The organism is Candidatus Erwinia haradaeae, from assembly GCF_900698985.1.
GTDB classification, from domain to species: Bacteria; Pseudomonadota; Gammaproteobacteria; order Enterobacterales; family Enterobacteriaceae; genus Erwinia_E; species Erwinia_E haradaeae_B.
In genome coordinates, this window is sequence record NZ_LR217730.1 from 510,340 (window position 1) to 528,476 (window position 18,137).

The following is an 18,137-nucleotide window of genomic DNA, read 5'->3' on the forward strand; positions in this document are numbered from 1 at the left end:
TTATGTAATAAGATTTTTTACAAAATGCAAAGTTCAGAATAACTATGAAGGTCCATGTTTTATATATGATATTGAAAATTTTAGTTTAAGATATCGCGAGATAGGTAGTATGTAATATTGTATGTTAATATAATTTATATTACTTAAATATCATTAGAATAGATGAGCTTTATCTTTTAAGATAATTTAAGATATATTTAAGGATTGATGCCTTGTGTAGATATATTGTTTTCTATTCAGTTTTAGAGTTTTATATGATTAAGATTTTTTAAAATTTTTCTATACAAGTGATTCATACAAGTGAGTAATAATTAATCATACAGTTTTACTGTAATTAAAAATATGTATGTGGTGTTTTTAATTAAAAATTATATTTTCATGAAATTTTCTTTTAATCATATTATGGAGATACCTATTTTTATCTTAATTTTTTATTATTTTATTAGGAATAAGGTTTTTATTATAGTAATATTATTTAATAATATAATTAATGTTAGTAACTTGCTATATTAAGATTGATTATATTTTAAAAAATTTTAATTATCTTTAGTGTTTAGGCACAGATTCTATTCAATTCTACATATAGAACAAGATATTAATTTAGCATAAAGAAGTAAAAGAAGCGCTTTAAGCGTATAATTTATTTTGTAGCTTATTATTATTTAACAATAATCAGACATATTTTTATAAGAATATATTTATAGTAAGGTAGACATTGTAGTATGATATTAGATATCATTCTTAAAATTAACATGTAACTAATGTTATTATTAAAATCTTTTAAATATTTAGTTTTTATTTAATGCGTCCGTAGCTCAGTTGGTTAGAGCACCACCTTGACATGGTGGGGGTCAGTGGTTCGAGTCTGCTCGGACGCACCAAAATTATTATATTAATATGGTACATATATCACTAATTTATATGATAAAATTGTGTTTTTTATAATTAATAATAAAATTTAATAGGTATCTTTAAAAGATAACAGGTGTGACTGAAATATAAGTCATTTTATTTTTTTTATATACCACTAGGAGCGGTTTGTTTGATGTATAGTTAAAATGAATTATTATGTGCAAACAAACACGAAATATTTTAGGTTTAATAAGGTTTTTGATTTTTGTTTTTGATAATATTTCTTCCGTAGTAGAAGAATATTGAGTATTCATTCAAAAAAAATTACTATAACAATTATCAATAAATCATCTTAAGATATATTTTTATAAAGGTTGAATTTTATAAAATATTAATCCTTCATAAAACGATAGTGCATAACAGTTTAGAAAAGATTTTCTATAATAATATTATCTGTAATTATATCAACAGAATGCAAAAATACATTATATATAAAATATATTCTGTAAATATATAATTATGAATAATTACTATAACTGTAATATTATAATTTATAAAAATATCGATTCAAAGTGATTTACTGATTATTTTTAAAAAATAAAATTAAATTATAATATCTCTAATATTTGATGAGAGATTAAATAATGCATGGGCATTACAAGTCGTTTGATGAGATAAATTTACAATATTATCTTCGCGTAATATAGCAACTTTTTGCATAATATGGGGTAAAAAACTAGGTTCATTTCGTCTAGAGGATGGCATAGGAAAAATATCCTTTGGTATTAACCAAGGTGAATCTGTTTCTATCACTAAACGATTAGATGGGATTAAAGGTATTAATTTACACAAGTCTGCTCCTCTTTTTGTATCGCATATCCAACCTGTAATACCAATATAAAAATCATTCTCTAAATAAACCTCCAATTCTGATTGCGTTCCTGTAAAGCAATGTACTAAAACTGCTTTTAGAGTAGGAATCCAAGGTGAAAGAATCGACATAAAATCTTTATGAGCATTACGACAGTGCAAAAAAACTGGCATGTGAAGCTCTATTGCTAGCTCAATCTGAGCTTGGAATGCATACATTTGTTCTTTTTTTGTAGAAAAATTACGATAAAAATCTAGACCACATTCTCCTACGGCTACAATACAAGGATGGATTACTAATTTACGCATTTCAGAGTTAATTTTTTTTGACCATGTGCTAGCATAATGAGGATGAATACCAATCGTAGACCATAAATACTTCACATCTTTTTCGGCCAGTATGATTGCTTGACGACTATTTAACATAGTTGTGCCAATAATAATCATCCCAGTTACTCCGGCTTCATGTGCACGCTGTACTACTTTATCATAATCCCTAATAAATTCCTGACTTGTTAAATTCACTCCAATATCAAACATTATTATATCCTATTTCTAAATATCAAATACAAAAACTGGTGATAGTGAATACATATATTAATAGCATTAATAATCATTTAACAACATGTTAATATTCTATATTTATATAGAATATAGGATACATAAGTAAATTATACATTTGATGCAGAAATGTAATAAAAGAAAAGTGTTAGGAAGAGCTAAAAATTCATATTAACTAATCTTATATTTTTTCATTATATAGTGAATCAGTTCATTATGGAATAGCATGAATTACAATCTTAAAATAATTTTTATAGATCTTTATATAAAAAATTACTTTATAATTATGGGAAATAATGATAGATAGTAAATTTACTATTCTGTATTATATAAGATAAGTTAATATATTTTTAGCCACTAATGAGGATTTTTGCGCGGCTTCATTTAAAAAAGTATGAAAGTTGTTAGGTGATCTACTGTTGGCAAAATCAGAAATAGAACGTATGATAATAAAAGGAATATTACATTGATAGCATACATGACCAATAGCAGCAGCTTCCATATCGACTGCAATGGCTTCAGGAAAAGAATATCGAATGCGTTGAAGTGATTCATTTCCTTGAATAAAGGAATCTCCGGTAACTATAATTCCTTGAATCGCAAAAAGATTTAGCTTTTGAATACAAGATTCCGCGATAGTCATTAAATGATGATCAGCGTAAAACAAAAAAGGACAATTTGGAACTTGTCCTAATTGACCACCATAAGCTGTGACATCTACATCATGATAATGGACTGCACTGGCAATAACAATATCTCCTATTTTGAATTTAGGATGCAGGCTTCCTGCTGAACCAATATTAATAAGTATATTAATTTTATATAGGCTAATTAATAATGTACAACTTAATGCTGCTAAAACTTTACCGATACCTGATTTTATAAGAAAAATTTCTACTCCACCTAATATCCCGCTATCAATTTCAGCACCAGATAAATATATCTTTTTTCTTTTTTTTATTTGATGACGAAGTATATTTACTTCTTCTTCCATGGCTCCAATTATTCCAACTTTCATAGCGATACTTTGCTCCGGTTTATTATTATAATATGAAGATGTCATGAAGATTTTTATATTTTATTTTAATATCAACGCTGATAGTGGTTCTTTTTATCTCTTATCTTTTCTTTCCGTGAGACTTTTTTGAAAATTATTCAATGTAATATTATAAGTTATTTTCATTATAAAAATTTTAATTTTTTATTTCTATAAATATAAACTATATATTAATAAACATATTTTATTAACAAATTTATCAATTGGTCGGCGAGAGAGGATTTGAACCTCCGACCCACTGGTCCCAAACCAGTTGCGCTACCAAGCTGCGCTACTCGCCGTATATTGTTCTAAAATAAGTCATCATTAGAGGATGAAATATTATTTCATTGAGGTGGTGCGAAGAGAGGGACTTGAACCCTCACGTCTTTTAAGGACACTAACACCTGAAGCTAGCGCGTCTACCAATTTCGCCACCTTCGCATAAAATATAAATCTGGGGTGGCTAATGGGGCTCGAACCCATGACAACTGGAATCACAATCCAGGACTCTACCAACTGAGCTATAGCCACCATAATAACTATATTATTTTTTTAGCCTTACCAGTACAAGATGGTCATCTTAAGTACTGCAGAATAATTTTGATGGTGCGCCCGACAGGATTTGAACCTGTAACCTTTGCCTCCGGAGGGCAGCGCTCTATCCAATTGAGCTACGAGTGCAAAATATACAAAATAATATTCTACTTGGCAGAATTTATCTTGTCTACTTTTTTTATAAAATTTCGTAGTATAGATTTTTGATAGATCATAAAATATTCTCTATTATAAAACATATATATTCTTCTTTAAGTATAATGAAGATCAAAATTTTAATAGCAGGTCTAAACATAAGAAATCGTAACTAAAGATTTTTTTTTGTATCTGTTTCAGGAAATGTAATATTCAACTCAAGAATGGAGATATCTTCATATTTTTGATCTAACTTCACATTTAACATATGCGGATTAATTATGAAGTATTTATCAATTACTTTTAATAAATCTATTTTTAATTGAGGTAAATAATGTGGTTCGCTCTCTCCTTTTCTTCTCTCTGCTACAATAATTTGTAAACGCTGCTTCGCTATGCTAGCTGTATTTTTTTTACGGGATATAAAATAATTGAGAAAGGCCATGGTTTACCCTCCAAACCAGCGCTGCAGAAAGTTTTTTCTTTCTTCTGTAATAAATCGAAATGGACGTGATTCTCCAAGTAAGCGAGCGACAGTATCAGTATATGCTTGACCTGCATTAGATTTAGGATCAAGTATCACTGACTTACCCTGATTCGAGGCACGTAGTACTGATTTGTCTTCAGGAATTACTCCAGTTAGCGGAATACGTAGGATATCTAGAACATCTTCTATACTGAGCATATCACCACAGTTAACCCGTCTTGGGTTGTAGCGTGTTATCAGTAGATGTTCTTTAATTGGTTCTATATTATTTTCTGCTCGCCTAGATTTAGACGAGAGAATGCCGAGGATTCGATCAGAATCACGCACAGAAGATACTTCTGGGTTGGTGGTAATAATAGCCTCATCAGCAAAGTACAGCGCCATTAGAGCACCAGTTTCAATGCCAGCTGGTGAGTCACAGATGATAAAATCAAAGGCCATATTGTGTAGATCCTCTAGAACTTTTTCGACACCAGAGCGACTTAGCACATCTTTATCACGGGTTTGTGAGGCAGGCAAAATAAAAAGATTTTTAGTATTTTTATCTTTAATTAAAGCTTGATTTAGAGAGATATCACCATGTATAACGTTTATAAAGTCGTATACCACACGGCGCTCGCACCCCATGATTACATCAAGGTTACGCAAACCAATATCAAAATCAATGACTATAATTTTTTTACCTTTCTTTGCTAAACCGGTTGCAATAGCAGCACTGGATGTGGTTTTGCCTACACCGCCCTTGCCAGACGTAACAACAATTATGCGTGACATATATAAGTTTTCCTTACAATCTTAAAAAGACAAGGTAACTAAGAGATGCTTAGTTGAGTTTTTGAATAGTCAAGATACCATCTTGTAGATATAGGCGTGAGGCGCAACCAATAGAATCATTGGGTATTTGTTCCATTATCCAGTAATGACCGGAAATAGATACTAATTCTGCAAATAGACTGGTACAAAAAATTTGACAACTGTCGTCTCCACTTGCCCCAGCCAATGCACGACCGCGCATTACTCCATAAACATGAATATTACCATCTGCAAGTACCTCCGCTCCCTCGCTGACACTATTAATGATAACTAAATCGGCATTTGCAGCATATACTTGTTGACCGGAGCGAATTGGAGAGAAAATGATTCGAGTTTTTGTAAATAACTTAGCAGGAGTCACGCTCTCTTTAATAGATGTATGCACTTGAGAAGAATTTAATACAGGAAGGCCAGAGCGTATAATAATGTCTTTTAATTGTTCATCTTGACAACCGCTAATACCAACAATAAAAATACCAGTTGATAAAATGGCTTTTTTTATTTGATACCAATTTACTTCTTTCGTCAAGATTGAAACATTTACTATCACCGCTGCATTATTAAAAAAATTAGGAGCGCGACTAATTTTTTCCTTGAGCGCTTTTTGTATAATAGAAGGGTCAGTATGACGTAAATGCAGTACAGGTAATGTAAAACTACTACCTTTTAAATCAATTGGTAATTGCGACATCAGAACTCTTGCTCTCATCATGATTATAATATAATAATCTTTAATATAAAAGAAGTGGTAAATCTATTGTATTGCGTCCACTTATGATAGCTCGTATTTATTGTGATACCTAACATTATATAGATACAAATCAGGATGATAGAAAAAAATTTTATAAAACTTAATTCTTCTTAGTGTAGTTGAGTTAAATATTTTTTCTTTAATTTGTCTACATTTTATTAAAAATTATTCATTTTTCTTGGTTAACTTGTATTGTTTTGTAATCGTTAAAAAATATATGTAATATAATTATATTAATAATAAAAATTTTATATTTTTTTTGTTAATATTTTATTATAATTTTAATTAGAATTTTTTAAGCTAATCGCATGAGGCAATTAAGACCTCTTAGTGTATTTTAAGCTCAAATAGTTATTTTTATCCTTTATCAAGACAGACTGCATGGAGTAATATAATCATATTTTATATCATGTTAATAAATTATTAGTGATTGCAGTTCATTTGAATTATAATGTTATCTAATAACAAGCGGTGATTCTTTAGTTCAAGTATCTTTATTTTATAAGTTTTTATTTTTTACTATACTACAATATTTATCGTGTTAATGTACTTATTATAGCGTAATGAAATATTTATTATATTGTATCCTGATTATAAGATACCGCTATCTAATCAGTAGCATGGATAGCTGTAGATAAAAATTTTATACGACCATATAATATGGCATACTAATATTAGCTTGAATCATGAATTCAGATGTTAAAAGAAGAACCACAACTACAGGTAGTTTTTGCATTTGGATTTCTTACTACAAAGCGGGATCCTTCTAGATTCTCTGTATAATCTACTAAACCTCCAATTAGATATTGTAGGCTCATAGGATCAACTATCAACATTACTCCAGATTTTTCTACTGTGATATCATTATTATGAACCTGGTCATCTAGAGTAAATCCATATTGAAATCCACTGCATCCACCTCCAGTAATATACACGCGTAGTTTTAAATTTGAATTATCTTGATGAAGAAGTAGATCTTTCACTTTACTTGCTGCGGCATCAGTAAAATATAAAGGTATGATTTGATCATTTATCATTGTTAAATCCAATATTAACTGAGATCTGTGAGATTAAAGATAATGATTTTTGTTATAATGACTTAACCTCTAGAATGGTAAGATATGAGAGTACTTCTTTGCTAGTTGATATAAACTTAATTATTCCATCAAAATATACATAATAAGGACTAGATGCTTCTTATTATGCAATAATTTTTCATATTTTTATTAATTATACATGTATAGATAAGATCTATATTATTTTATATTTTTAAGATATTTAATATAATATTATCAATTTCAATGATTTTTGTCCATGTTACATATACTTATATATCAAGAACACTCGATATTATTTGGTTGCTGGTAAACTATTAATATATCTTATCAGGAATATATTAATTATGTTTCTTAGATTTTCTATTTTATTGATATTAAGATTGTTATATTTATCAGTAATAACTTAGAAGTAAGGCTTTTATCTTTTCATCAGTCATATTTAAGATATTGTAGCGTAGAGTAATAATATCAGCCTTGACATAATATTAGTTTTATAGTCTTTTAAAATAATTTAACGCTATAATAGGTATTATTTTTTAATTAAATTTACTAGAAATATTGTTCTAACACAAAAAATATCTATTAATACTTATTTATAACTTTTATCCTAAGTTAGGTGTCTCAATATTCTAGTGAAACATTAAATTTTTATATTATTAGTTTTTGATATATTTTTTGCATATTTATTTTGAAGTAATTATAGATCTTTTTTAATTTATAGATGTATGTATATTACATGTAAACATAGACGTCTTCTATGGTATTATAATAAAATATTAAGATATTTGATCGAATACTAAAAGATTTTATTTATTATAAAAACTCACTTTAATTAGTTAGAATTCAGAGTTATGATTATCTCATAAACAATTAGAAAATTGATTAGCAAATGAAGAGATATGCATAAGTATCAAGCTATATTAGTGTTAACATTGATTTTTTTGATTGACATATTATAATGTATCTATCTATATACTAGATAGTATCATGTGCGATATATTAAGTATTGATTTTGTGTTTTTTTAGTAAAAATTTATTTTTTTATTTTTGTATTTCCAGTGAGCTTTTGATATAATAATTATATTATATAATATATTAAGAATTTGTCAGGAATAGAACCAAATGATTGTGTAAATATTTACTAATATTATATATGAAATTTTAAAATAAAATGTCTAAGCAAGAGTAGACGCTAATAATAAAATGCTTATAAGCATAACATATAAGTGTTCCTTAATATAGATTGTTTTAAACATAGATCTATTTTTGAAATAGTGTATTTTTTACCCACATAATATAGTCGGCATATTCTATCGGCAAGGTTGGTAGAAGAGAATTGAGTATTTGGTTAAGTACAACAGGATTAACATCTACTAGATTAATATGACCGACCTTACGGCCATGATAAACAGTTTTGTTATACCAATGTAAATGTAGTCGTGGTTCAGCAAGCCACGATATACGAGAATTAATGCCAATAAGATTCAGCATCACGGCCGGCATATATATTACTGGTGTAGGTAAAGGAAGATCAAGAATAGCTCTTAAATGTAATTCAAATTGATTAATGGAAGCAGCATCTTGTGTCCAGTGTCCACTATTATGAACACGTGCCGATAATTCATTAATTAGTAAACCTTTTGATGTCATAAAGCATTCCATAGTCATAACGCCAATGTAATTTAATTTATGCATTATCATAGATAACATATGTTCAGCTATATTTTGTTGCGTATTGTCATTTATTAGTACTACACTTGCGCGTAAAATACCGTTCTGATGAAAGTTATAAGTAAGAGGGTAAAATACTGTATCTCCATTACGACCTCTAGCACCAATAAGAGATAATTCATTAGAAAAGTTAATTTTTTTTTCTACGATACATTTGCCATACATAGTTTCTGGTACCGTTTCGGTGTTATCAAGACATAAATGCCATTGACCATGTCCATTATAACCACCATTACGACATTTAACGATAACTTGTTGACCAAGAGTAGAAAATATTTGAGGCCATTGCGTTTTACAAGATAGGAGTTCCCATGGTGCTGTTGCTAGATTAAGATCGTTTAGTAGTTTTTTTTGGCTCAGACGATCAGTTAATACTGGAAAGATATCGCGATTTACAAAAGAGGTGCTTTTAGATAACTTTTGAGTTAACACTGTATTTGGCCAGTATTCTATTTCCGTAGTAATAACACTATTAGTAACTGAAAACATTTGGAGATCGCTATTTAATGCAATAAGATGAACGGTTACTCCAAGTGGTTCACCAGCTTGACGCAACATATGACCTAATTGACCATCTCCTAAGACATAAACCAGTTTCATCTTTAATTCCTCGGATCCGGATTCTTGAGCACTTCATCTGTCTTATGTTGCCTCCATCTTTCTATCCTTATAGCTAATTGTTGATCGTTTAACGCAAGAACCTGCATAGCTAAAATAGCTGCATTAGTAGCTCCAGCGATCCCAATAGCTAATGTTCCAACTGGAATACCAGACGGCATCTGAAGAATAGAATATAAGCTATCCATCCCTCCTAATATAGAACTATGTATTGGTACGCCAAATACTGGTATTAGTGTTTTAGCTGCTAACATCCCTGGTAGGTGTGCAGCACCACCTGCACCGGCAATAATAATTTGATAACCGTTATCTTTAGCGTTTTCTGCAAAGCTAAACAGCTTTTCTGGTGTTCGGTGGGCTGATATTACTTCGCAATGAAATGGAACGTCGAATTGAGTTAGGATATCGGCAGAGTGTTTCATAGTAGACCAGTCACTTTTAGAACCCATAATAATTGCAATACAGTTTATATTAGATATTTGTGGCATATATGATCATTCTCATGATTTTAAAATATTACTATTAGTAACCAACCTAATAGGTTGCATAATGCGAGAGAAGACAAGAGAGTCTCATAAGTAATAAGAGTTAAGGGGTGTATTTCTATAGCTAAGATGCGACTGCGTGCATGAGATTATTTTCCTTATAAAGCGAAAGTAACAAGTTGTATATCATCATGACTTACTTTAACCATGGATCCTTGTTGATGCCAATTTCCTAATACTAAACGCTGAGCAGGTTGTCCATATATTTCTAATTGATGAACTGCTGGCCGATGAGTATGACCATGTATAAGTATTGATACCCGATATGCACGCATTATATCAGTAACTAATTGAGGATGCACGTCCATGATTTCTATCTTTTTTTTATTATTGATTTGCTTACTACAAGCCCTAATGATTGATGCAATATGTTTTCGGGTATATATTGGTATAGTAAGAAATAAATTTTTCATCCACCGACATTGTACTATTTTCCGATATAATTGATAAAATATATCGTTAGTACACAATGTATCACCATGCATAATTAGCAATCTTTGACCATATATTTCAAGAACGTATTCATTAGGTATCAAATTCATCCCTGCTCTGCACGCAAAACGTTTACCTAATAAAAAGTCACGATTGCCATGAAGAAAGTGACATGGAATAGATAACTGACGAAGAAAGCAAGCCAGATCATCATACAATGGATTCGGGTCATCGTCACCAATCCAGTAATCAAATAAATCACCTAAAATATATAACGCATCCACGTATCGAGCTTCATAATTTAAGAATTTTAAAAAACCAGAAGTAACATTTGGCGATCGGTTGGATAAATGTAAATCAGAAATAAAAAGCGTATTTTGCATAATTAGTAAATAATTAACAGTATATTATATAATGTATAAGTAACTATCTTCTCTTAGAATCTAAAAGTAGACAATACTATGCAGTAAAATGAGTAATAATGGAGCTAAGATTTTATATTGATATTACAATGCTCTAATAATAATTATATATCATATAAAATTGCATAATACGATTTATTATTTTGATATAGAACATAGGATTACAAGGTTAGATATAAAAACAAATGTATGATAGTAAGCCATCTGGTTAGTCTGGATTTCTGAAGATATCTACATATAATGTAGCGATAGAACAAAAGAATTGATTACTATCACTCAGAATTTTATAAAATTTTAATCAGTTTAAGTACTATTTTAATAATCACTTCCCATTAGTTTAACTTTATTTAGATTATAGATATTTTGAGTAGAACAAAGAATTTAATTAGATACCATAGGATTTGTATTGAATAATTAGTATGCCTTTTTGATAAAAATATATATTAAAATAAATAAAGTATTACTGACAGATATGTACTTGTATATATTTTTGATAATGTTTTCTCTGTATATTGTATAATATATCTATTCATATACTACTCTATTTTATCATGGAATATTACTATGCTAAAAATTTTTAATACCTTAAGTCGAACTAAAGAGGAGTTCCAACCTATTCATAGTAGTATGATTGGTATGTATGTTTGTGGGATGACTGTGTATGATCTCTGTCATATTGGCCATGGAAGGACCTTTGCGGCTTTTGATGTGATTGCGCGTTATCTACGATATCTTGGTTATAACCTGAATTATGTGCGTAATATTACTGATATTGATGATAAAATCATTAAACGTGCTAATCATGAAGGAAGATCGATTACATGCCTGACTCAATCTATGATTCATGAGATGCATCAGGATTTATCAGCACTAAATATTTTACTACCAAATTATGAGCCACATGCTACCAATTATATTGCAGAAATGATTTTACTAATAGAAAAACTCATAATGCGAAAATATGCCTATATCGCTCATAATGGCGATATAATATTCTCTGTTGATAAAAGTCCGAGGTATGGATTTCTTTCACGGCAAAACTTGATTAACTTAAATGTTGGTGTCAGAGTGACTTCTTTTATTAATATAAAAAAGAATCCCTTGGATTTTGTTTTATGGAAAAAATCAAAAATAGACGAGCCATTTTGGAATTCTCCGTGGGGTCCTGGTCGTCCAGGTTGGCATATTGAATGTTCTGCAATGAATTATAAACACTTAGGTCATCACTTTGATATTCATGGTGGTGGATTAGATCTTATGTTTCCGCATCATGAAAATGAAATTGCTCAGTCTACTTGCGCTCACAACACTCCATACGTCAACTACTGGATGCATTCTGGTATGGTTATGATTAATTGTGAGAAAATGTCCAAATCTCTCAATAATTTTTTAACTATACGTGAAATATTAAAGCATCATGATGGAGAGACTGTACGTTATTTTTTAATATCAAGTCACTATCGCAGTCAAATACATTACAATACAAATAACTTAATGCAAGCACGTTTTGCACTTGAGCGTCTTTATATGGCTTTGCAGAATACAGAGCACAACACAAACATATGCTCAGGTGAAGAATTTGAAAAGCGTTTTTGTAAAGCAATGAATGATGATTTTAATACCCCAGTAGCTTGCGCTGTTCTTTTTGATTTAGCGCGAGAAATTAATCGTAAAAAAATAACTGATAAGAGGTTAGCAAATAGCTTAGCGATGCGTCTACGTTTTCTTGGTAGTGTTCTTGGTTTGCTAGAGCAAGATCCAGATCAGTTTTTAAAAAAAAATCATTTTTATTGTAAAGATTATCAACTTTCAACAATTGAAAATTTTATCCAGATGCGTATTGACGCTCGAAAAAATAAAAACTGGAGGAAAGCTGACTTTATACGAAATTATCTTGATAGGTATATGGGTATTATTTTAGAAGATAGTATAGATGGTACTCAGTGGCGCAAGAAATAGCCACAGTAACACTTGACGATCTTGTGATGTTGATGAGTTATTGTAATAAAGTTTTATACTTTATATATACTTATACCGATGAACGCTTCTAAAAGTTCAATAAAATTCATTTGATATACCTCAATGTAGTTTGATATGATCATGTTATTAATATGATTTTGTATCATTTTTATATTTTTAATATTAGTTATACGTTTCACTTGGATATGACTTCTGTTTAGATGGCTATGTATGTTGTATAGTGTAAAAACTTAAGTATACGTTCGTATCAACGAGCGATGATTTGATGATCGAGTTTTTTTTATATTTAAACATAGAGATACACTCTCAGTATTAATACTAGACTGTTTTAATAAAAAGTAAAACATCTCATATATTTTAAACTATAATTTTTAATTAGATTATTTTATGTAATTATTTTGATCTGTATAAAATGTGGCATTATTTTCATCAGGCGGTCCTTAGCAAGGTACACTATTTATTGACAGATGTACTAATGATGTAACAATTTTTTATTAAAAATTTTTGTCTTCATCTCTGCTTTTTCAATATTAATTTTGTAGTATTTTTTAAGTTTTAATCCCTAATTCCATTAATAAAAATGGATGAGCAGTATAAGGAGCATTTGTCATTGGACAAATAGCAGAAGTAGTTTTAGGAAACGCAATAACATCACGTATGTTATCTGAGTTAGTTAACAGCATGACCAGACGATCAAGGCCAAAAGCTAAACCAGCATGTGGAGGGGCGCCAAATTTTAATGCTTCAAGAAAAAAGCCAAACTTTTGATTTTGTTCGTCTTCAGAAATACCCAAAAGATCAAATACTGTTTTTTGCATTACCCACTCATTTATGCGTACGGATCCACCACAAACTTCATAACCATTAATTACCATGTCATATGCATTAGCGATTGCGTTCTCTGGTGCTCGTTTTAGTTTTTCCACTGACATTGCCTTAGGGGCGGTAAAAGGATGATGCATTGATGTTAGATTACCCTTTTCATCTGCTTCAAACATTGGAAAGTCTACTATCCATAGTGGCTCCCAAGCAGAGTTATTGTTAATATTTAGCTCATGACCTAGTTTTGTGCGTAAAGCGCCTAGTGCATTAGTGACTGGATCTGTGAGGTCTGCAGCGAAAAAAATCATATCCCCATCAATCGCTTTAGTGCGATCTAATAGCTTTTCTATTATTTCTATATTTAGATATTTTACTAAAGGCCCTCTGATGCCAGAAAGACCATTATTTTGATGATATATTTTAACCCAAGATATTCTGTTTAAACCATAGTTTTTGCAAAATTGTACATAGGACTCAATTTGTTTTCGCGTGAGTTTAGCTCCACCTGGGACACATAATGCTGTTATCCGATCTATCGCATGATTTAATGGTTTGGAAAAACCTAAAAATTCAATATTTTGTATAAAATCAGCTATATCTATTAACTCCATCGGGTTTCGTAAGTCTGGTTTATCTGAACCATAGCGGCGCTTTGATTCGGCAAAGGTCATCACTGGAAAACTATGTAATGATACAGATTTTATCTTTAACCATAAGGTATGTACTAAACTCTCCATGATTGCCATTACCTCTTTAGCATTCATAAATGAGGTTTCGACATCAATTTGCGTAAACTCTGGTTGACGATCAGCGCGCAGATCTTCATCACGAAAACATTTTGCGATTTGATAATAACGATCAAATCCTGAGATCATTAACAACTGTTTAAATAATTGTGGTGATTGTGGCAGTGAATAGAACTTACCGATATGACAGCGACTAGGGACTAAATAGTTGCGAGCACCTTCTGGTGTAATCTTAGTTAGCATTGGTGTCTCTATATCAATAAAACCTGCATTTTCCATAAATTGCCGTACTATACTGGTAATGGTGGAGCGAACTTTTAGTCGATTAGCCATTTCTGGACGTCTTAAATCTAGATAGCGATACTTTAAACGTGCTTCTTCACTATTATTTTTACTGAAATCTAGAGGAACTGATTCGGAGCGATTAATGATAGATAGATTTGTTGCGCATACTTCAATATCACCAGTTAACATAGATTTATTTTTATTTTTTTCAGTACGAACACAGACTTTACCAATAATCTGAATACAGAATTCATTACGTAGTTCACCAGCAAGACAAAAAGTTTGATAATAATCTGGGCTAAAAAAAACCTGTACAATACCTTCACGGTCGCGCATATCAATAAAGATAAGGCTGCCTAAGTTACGATAACGGTGCACCCATCCACATAGCGTGATTTTTTGATCTATGTAGGTTTGATTGAGTTGTCCGCAATATGCAGTACGCATAATCATGCCTCTTATTTTAATGCTGTTATCTAATTCTATTAAATAGTGCTGTATAATATACATTAATAGCTAATAAAAAGTTTCTACGTGCTGTAGATGATCTAATAGATGCACTAATTATAGATAATATATCTAGTTTTACAGATCTAATTATTAATTTTTAACACTATGATTAGTTTTATTCATTATAGCTTGTCATAGAGTTTGGAATGTATTCATGTCTTATTTTAAGACAGCCTGGCAATAGGTATATTAAATAATATAAACAAAATTTAATATATAATAATGTTATATAAATTCACTGTATAGAGTTAATTTGTTTCTTCTAAATGAAGAATTTTTTATAATTTCTTACAATTGAGTCACTATTATAGAAGTTCTGATGTATTAATTAACTTAATTCTTTGTGTAGCATAACTAGCGATACGGTAAATTGCTATTATTACTAAATAAATTAATTAATAGAATTTATCTCTAGTATTAATATAGATAAAGATTTTGAGATGAATATCATTTAATTAGGATTACAGTAATTTTATCTGAATATTTTAATTTACAAACACTTATTAACTTATTGAATCTTTTTTTATATATATAGTTTGAGTAACTATTCTGTATTTCTATTGCTAATAGCAATTATTTTACAATAATATTCATGTGATATCTGTTCTGTTAAAACAGACAATAATTAATCATAAGGACATAGACTAAATGCTAAAGAGCATCTTAAAATACAGATTTCGCGTATCGTTTTGATGACATGGGTTCCACAGAATATGTAATTATTACCAAACTAATAGTGTACCAAAGAGTAATGTTGTCACCATATTTTTTAACTTTTAATATTAAACATTGAATTTTATATAAAACATGTAATGTTACTAACTAGACTAGTTATTTAAGAATTCTATTTAATTAGCTAGGTTATGTATATAATGAATAACAAAAACCTTTAGTTCTTTATAAGATTTTATTATTAGTGATATGTAAAAATAATCATCTTTTGATTGATTTTAATAAGGTTTTTCAATGACCAGAATGAATGACGTAATAGGTTAAGCATATGACAATGGACGTAGTGCTGTTTTACCATGATAAAGACGCGCATTTTGTAAACCTATAAATAAACATTGAGCGCGTTTCGGTATGATATTTCCGTTTACTAGTACTACATTAAGAGAATCATTTTTCCATCCGGTAGGTTGCAAAACTAGTTGCCAATAATGCCCGCGAGGAATCACTTCTAATATTGTTGTAGGAAAAGGTGTTTTAAGACTAGCTTGAAGATTGATGTCTATCTCCCATGGACGAAGAAATAATTCAACAGCCCCTTGATATGAGGTTGTATTGGTGAGAATCCAGTTGTAATCTCCTACTTGTAGGCGAGAATTGTTAATCCAGCCGTTTATACAATTTACTTCTCCAAGAAATTCTAAAACAAATCTGGTTTTTGGAAAGCGCCACACTTCATCTGGCGTACCAATTTGCTCTATATTACCATGGTTCATAACCACCACTCGTCCGGCAACCTCCATAGCTTCATCTTGATCATGTGTAACAAAAACACTAGTGAATTTTAATTCTGCATGCAGTTGTCTAACCCATAGGCGTAATTCTTTTCGGACTTGAGCATCGAGAGCACCAAAAGGTTCATCTAACAATAAAATTTGAGGTTCAACTGCTAGCGCACGCGCTAAAGCAACACGTTGTTTTTGTCCGCCGGATAGCTGAGCTGGAAAACGTTTTGCTAAGTGTCCTAATTGTACCATGTCTAGAAGAGATCTAACTTTTTGATGGATTTCACTGACAGGAGGGCGCTTATACTTTGGCAAGACCTGTAAACCAAAGGCAACGTTATTAAATACTGTCATATGTCGAAATAGTGCATAATGTTGAAATACAAAACCTACTCGGCGATCTCGTGCGTGTATTTGACTAACATCGCGGCCATGAAAACTGAGGTGACCACTGTTTTGAGTTTCTAGTCCAGCAATAATTCTAAGAAGTGTTGTTTTTCCAGAACCAGAAGGTCCTAATAATGCAACAAGTTCTCCGGAAGAGACATTAAGAAAAATATCGTTTAAAACTTGTATATTCCCAAAAAATTTATTGATATTCACAATCTCAATACTCATAATGCTTCTCCTTTCGCCTGCGCTGCTGAGTTCGATTCTCTAATCGCCACTGCAGGGCGCTTTTTAGCAACAGCATCAATATAGCCATCATAGTCAACAAGGTAGCAGCAGTAAATGCGCCTACATCATTGCAATCCTGATGTAAGACTTCAACTTGTAATGGTAAGGTATAAGTTTCACCACGTATAGCTCCGGATACTACTGAAACTGCACCAAATTCACCAATTGCTCTTGCATTGGTCAGAACCATACCATATAAAATTGCCCAACGGATATTTGGTAAGGTCACACGAAAAAACATTTTCCATCCGCACGCCCCTAAAAGTACTGCGGCTTCATCTTCTTGTCTACCTTGACTTAGCATTACTGGTACTAGTTCACGTACAACAAAAGGACAAGTAATAAAAGTCGTGACCAAAGCCATACCTTGCCATGAAAACATAAGTTGAATATTATGTGTATTTAGCCAGCTTCCAATTGGAGTATTTACACCCCAAAAGAGTAGATACATTAATCCTGCTACTACAGGTGACACGGCAAATGGAATATCAAACAAAGTTAAAAGAAGTTGCCTACCAGGAAAAGTAAAGCGAGTTACTAGCCAGGCTAATAAAGTACCAAATATTAAATTAATCGGTACTACAATTAAGGTAATTAATACAGTTAGTTTAATGGCATGAAGCATGTTATCATCGCGCAAATTTCTGAAAAATGACCATGGTCCTTCAGAAAAGGCAGTGCTAAAAATGGCTATTAAGGGCATTACTAATAATAATAGAGAAATAATTACCCCTATACTAATTAAGGTTCTCTGCCTCCATTGGTTCATGCATGAATAGTTCATGCTGTGAGC

Annotated in this window: 13 protein-coding genes and 5 tRNA genes; 2 read left to right on the top strand and 16 right to left on the bottom strand. The window is 30.8% G+C overall.

The window, feature by feature from the left end; all coding sequences use genetic code 11:
• Positions 1–804: 804 nt before the first annotated feature.
• Positions 805–881: transfer RNA gene (locus ERCIPSPA2889_RS01595), tRNA-Val, on the top strand.
• 574 nt (positions 882–1,455) lie between these two features.
• Here the strand turns inward: ERCIPSPA2889_RS01595 and ERCIPSPA2889_RS01600 are convergent.
• The 13 genes from ERCIPSPA2889_RS01600 to ERCIPSPA2889_RS01660 all read right to left on the bottom strand — a co-directional run bounded on the left by ERCIPSPA2889_RS01600 (position 1,456) and on the right by ERCIPSPA2889_RS01660 (position 10,830).
• On the bottom strand, positions 1,456–2,262 hold the full coding sequence (locus ERCIPSPA2889_RS01600) for a TatD family hydrolase (RefSeq protein WP_157989128.1): 807 nt from the start codon (positions 2,260–2,262) through the stop codon (positions 1,456–1,458).
• Between the two features lie 346 nt (positions 2,263–2,608).
• Positions 2,609–3,301: a 5'-methylthioadenosine/S-adenosylhomocysteine nucleosidase gene (gene mtnN, locus ERCIPSPA2889_RS01605; protein WP_157989420.1), complete on the bottom strand. Its 693-nt coding sequence runs from the start codon at positions 3,299–3,301 to the stop codon at positions 2,609–2,611.
• A 243-nt stretch (positions 3,302–3,544) separates the two neighbouring features.
• A tRNA-Pro gene (locus ERCIPSPA2889_RS01610) sits at positions 3,545–3,621 on the bottom strand.
• Between the two features lie 54 nt (positions 3,622–3,675).
• Positions 3,676–3,763, bottom strand: a tRNA-Leu gene (locus ERCIPSPA2889_RS01615).
• Positions 3,764–3,777: 14 nt separating this feature from the next.
• Positions 3,778–3,853, bottom strand: a tRNA-His gene (locus ERCIPSPA2889_RS01620).
• A 73-nt stretch (positions 3,854–3,926) separates the two neighbouring features.
• Positions 3,927–4,003, bottom strand: a tRNA-Arg gene (locus ERCIPSPA2889_RS01625).
• 181 nt (positions 4,004–4,184) lie between these two features.
• Entirely contained in the window at positions 4,185–4,457 is a 273-nt protein-coding gene (minE, locus tag ERCIPSPA2889_RS01630) for a cell division topological specificity factor MinE (protein ID WP_157989129.1), read from the bottom strand.
• Positions 4,458–4,460: 3 nt separating this feature from the next.
• Complete coding sequence (minD, locus tag ERCIPSPA2889_RS01635) at positions 4,461–5,273, bottom strand: septum site-determining protein MinD (RefSeq protein WP_157989130.1); 813 nt, start codon at positions 5,271–5,273, stop codon at positions 4,461–4,463.
• Positions 5,274–5,322: 49 nt separating this feature from the next.
• Positions 5,323–6,003, bottom strand: a complete 681-nt coding sequence (gene minC / locus ERCIPSPA2889_RS01640) for a septum site-determining protein MinC (protein ID WP_157989131.1) — start codon at positions 6,001–6,003, stop codon at positions 5,323–5,325.
• Positions 6,004–6,755: 752 nt separating this feature from the next.
• Positions 6,756–7,100, bottom strand: a complete 345-nt coding sequence (gene erpA, locus ERCIPSPA2889_RS01645; RefSeq protein WP_157989132.1) for an iron-sulfur cluster insertion protein ErpA — start codon at positions 7,098–7,100, stop codon at positions 6,756–6,758.
• A gap of 1,281 nt (positions 7,101–8,381) precedes the next feature.
• Entirely contained in the window at positions 8,382–9,452 is a 1,071-nt protein-coding gene (gene purK, locus ERCIPSPA2889_RS01650) for a 5-(carboxyamino)imidazole ribonucleotide synthase (protein ID WP_157989133.1), read from the bottom strand.
• A gap of 2 nt (positions 9,453–9,454) precedes the next feature.
• Complete coding sequence (purE, locus tag ERCIPSPA2889_RS01655; RefSeq protein WP_157989134.1) at positions 9,455–9,958, bottom strand: 5-(carboxyamino)imidazole ribonucleotide mutase; 504 nt, start codon at positions 9,956–9,958, stop codon at positions 9,455–9,457.
• 155 nt (positions 9,959–10,113) lie between these two features.
• Complete coding sequence (locus ERCIPSPA2889_RS01660; RefSeq protein WP_157989135.1) at positions 10,114–10,830, bottom strand: UDP-2,3-diacylglucosamine diphosphatase; 717 nt, start codon at positions 10,828–10,830, stop codon at positions 10,114–10,116.
• Between the two features lie 603 nt (positions 10,831–11,433).
• Between ERCIPSPA2889_RS01660 and cysS the strand changes: the two genes are divergently transcribed.
• Complete coding sequence (cysS, locus tag ERCIPSPA2889_RS01665) at positions 11,434–12,828, top strand: cysteine--tRNA ligase (RefSeq protein WP_157989136.1); 1,395 nt, start codon at positions 11,434–11,436, stop codon at positions 12,826–12,828.
• A gap of 569 nt (positions 12,829–13,397) precedes the next feature.
• Here the strand turns inward: cysS and aspS are convergent.
• The 3 genes from aspS to cysW form a co-directional block, all read right to left on the bottom strand.
• Complete coding sequence (gene aspS, locus ERCIPSPA2889_RS01670; protein WP_157989137.1) at positions 13,398–15,149, bottom strand: aspartate--tRNA ligase; 1,752 nt, start codon at positions 15,147–15,149, stop codon at positions 13,398–13,400.
• A 1,055-nt stretch (positions 15,150–16,204) separates the two neighbouring features.
• Complete coding sequence (gene cysA / locus ERCIPSPA2889_RS01675) at positions 16,205–17,284, bottom strand: sulfate/thiosulfate ABC transporter ATP-binding protein CysA (RefSeq protein ID WP_157989138.1); 1,080 nt, start codon at positions 17,282–17,284, stop codon at positions 16,205–16,207.
• Positions 17,274–18,128 (bottom strand): sulfate/thiosulfate ABC transporter permease CysW, encoded by an 855-nt coding sequence (cysW, locus tag ERCIPSPA2889_RS01680; protein WP_232037616.1) that lies wholly within the window; start codon positions 18,126–18,128, stop codon positions 17,274–17,276. The genes cysA and cysW overlap by 11 nt, the downstream gene beginning before the upstream one ends.
• Positions 18,129–18,137 lie beyond the last annotated feature (9 nt).

Bases quoted from the DNA above. Each gene is read 5' to 3' on its own strand.
- ERCIPSPA2889_RS01600 (WP_157989128.1), bottom strand. From the start codon at position 2,262: ATGTTTGATATTGGAGTGAATTTAACAAGTCAGGAATTTATTAGGGAT.
- aspS (WP_157989137.1), bottom strand. From the start codon at position 15,149: ATGCGTACTGCATATTGCGGACAACTCAATCAAACCTACATAGATCAA.
- purK (WP_157989133.1), bottom strand. From the start codon at position 9,452: ATGAAACTGGTTTATGTCTTAGGAGATGGTCAATTAGGTCATATGTTG.
- minD (WP_157989130.1), bottom strand. From the start codon at position 5,273: ATGTCACGCATAATTGTTGTTACGTCTGGCAAGGGCGGTGTAGGCAAA.
- purE (WP_157989134.1), bottom strand. From the start codon at position 9,958: ATGCCACAAATATCTAATATAAACTGTATTGCAATTATTATGGGTTCT.
- minC (WP_157989131.1), bottom strand. From the start codon at position 6,003: ATGTCGCAATTACCAATTGATTTAAAAGGTAGTAGTTTTACATTACCT.
- cysS (WP_157989136.1), top strand. From the start codon at position 11,434: ATGCTAAAAATTTTTAATACCTTAAGTCGAACTAAAGAGGAGTTCCAA.
- erpA (WP_157989132.1), bottom strand. From the start codon at position 7,100: ATGATAAATGATCAAATCATACCTTTATATTTTACTGATGCCGCAGCA.
- ERCIPSPA2889_RS01660 (WP_157989135.1), bottom strand. From the start codon at position 10,830: ATGCAAAATACGCTTTTTATTTCTGATTTACATTTATCCAACCGATCG.
- cysW (WP_232037616.1), bottom strand. From the start codon at position 18,128: ATGAACTATTCATGCATGAACCAATGGAGGCAGAGAACCTTAATTAGT.
- minE (WP_157989129.1), bottom strand. From the start codon at position 4,457: ATGGCCTTTCTCAATTATTTTATATCCCGTAAAAAAAATACAGCTAGC.
- mtnN (WP_157989420.1), bottom strand. From the start codon at position 3,301: ATGAAAGTTGGAATAATTGGAGCCATGGAAGAAGAAGTAAATATACTT.
- cysA (WP_157989138.1), bottom strand. From the start codon at position 17,284: ATGAGTATTGAGATTGTGAATATCAATAAATTTTTTGGGAATATACAA.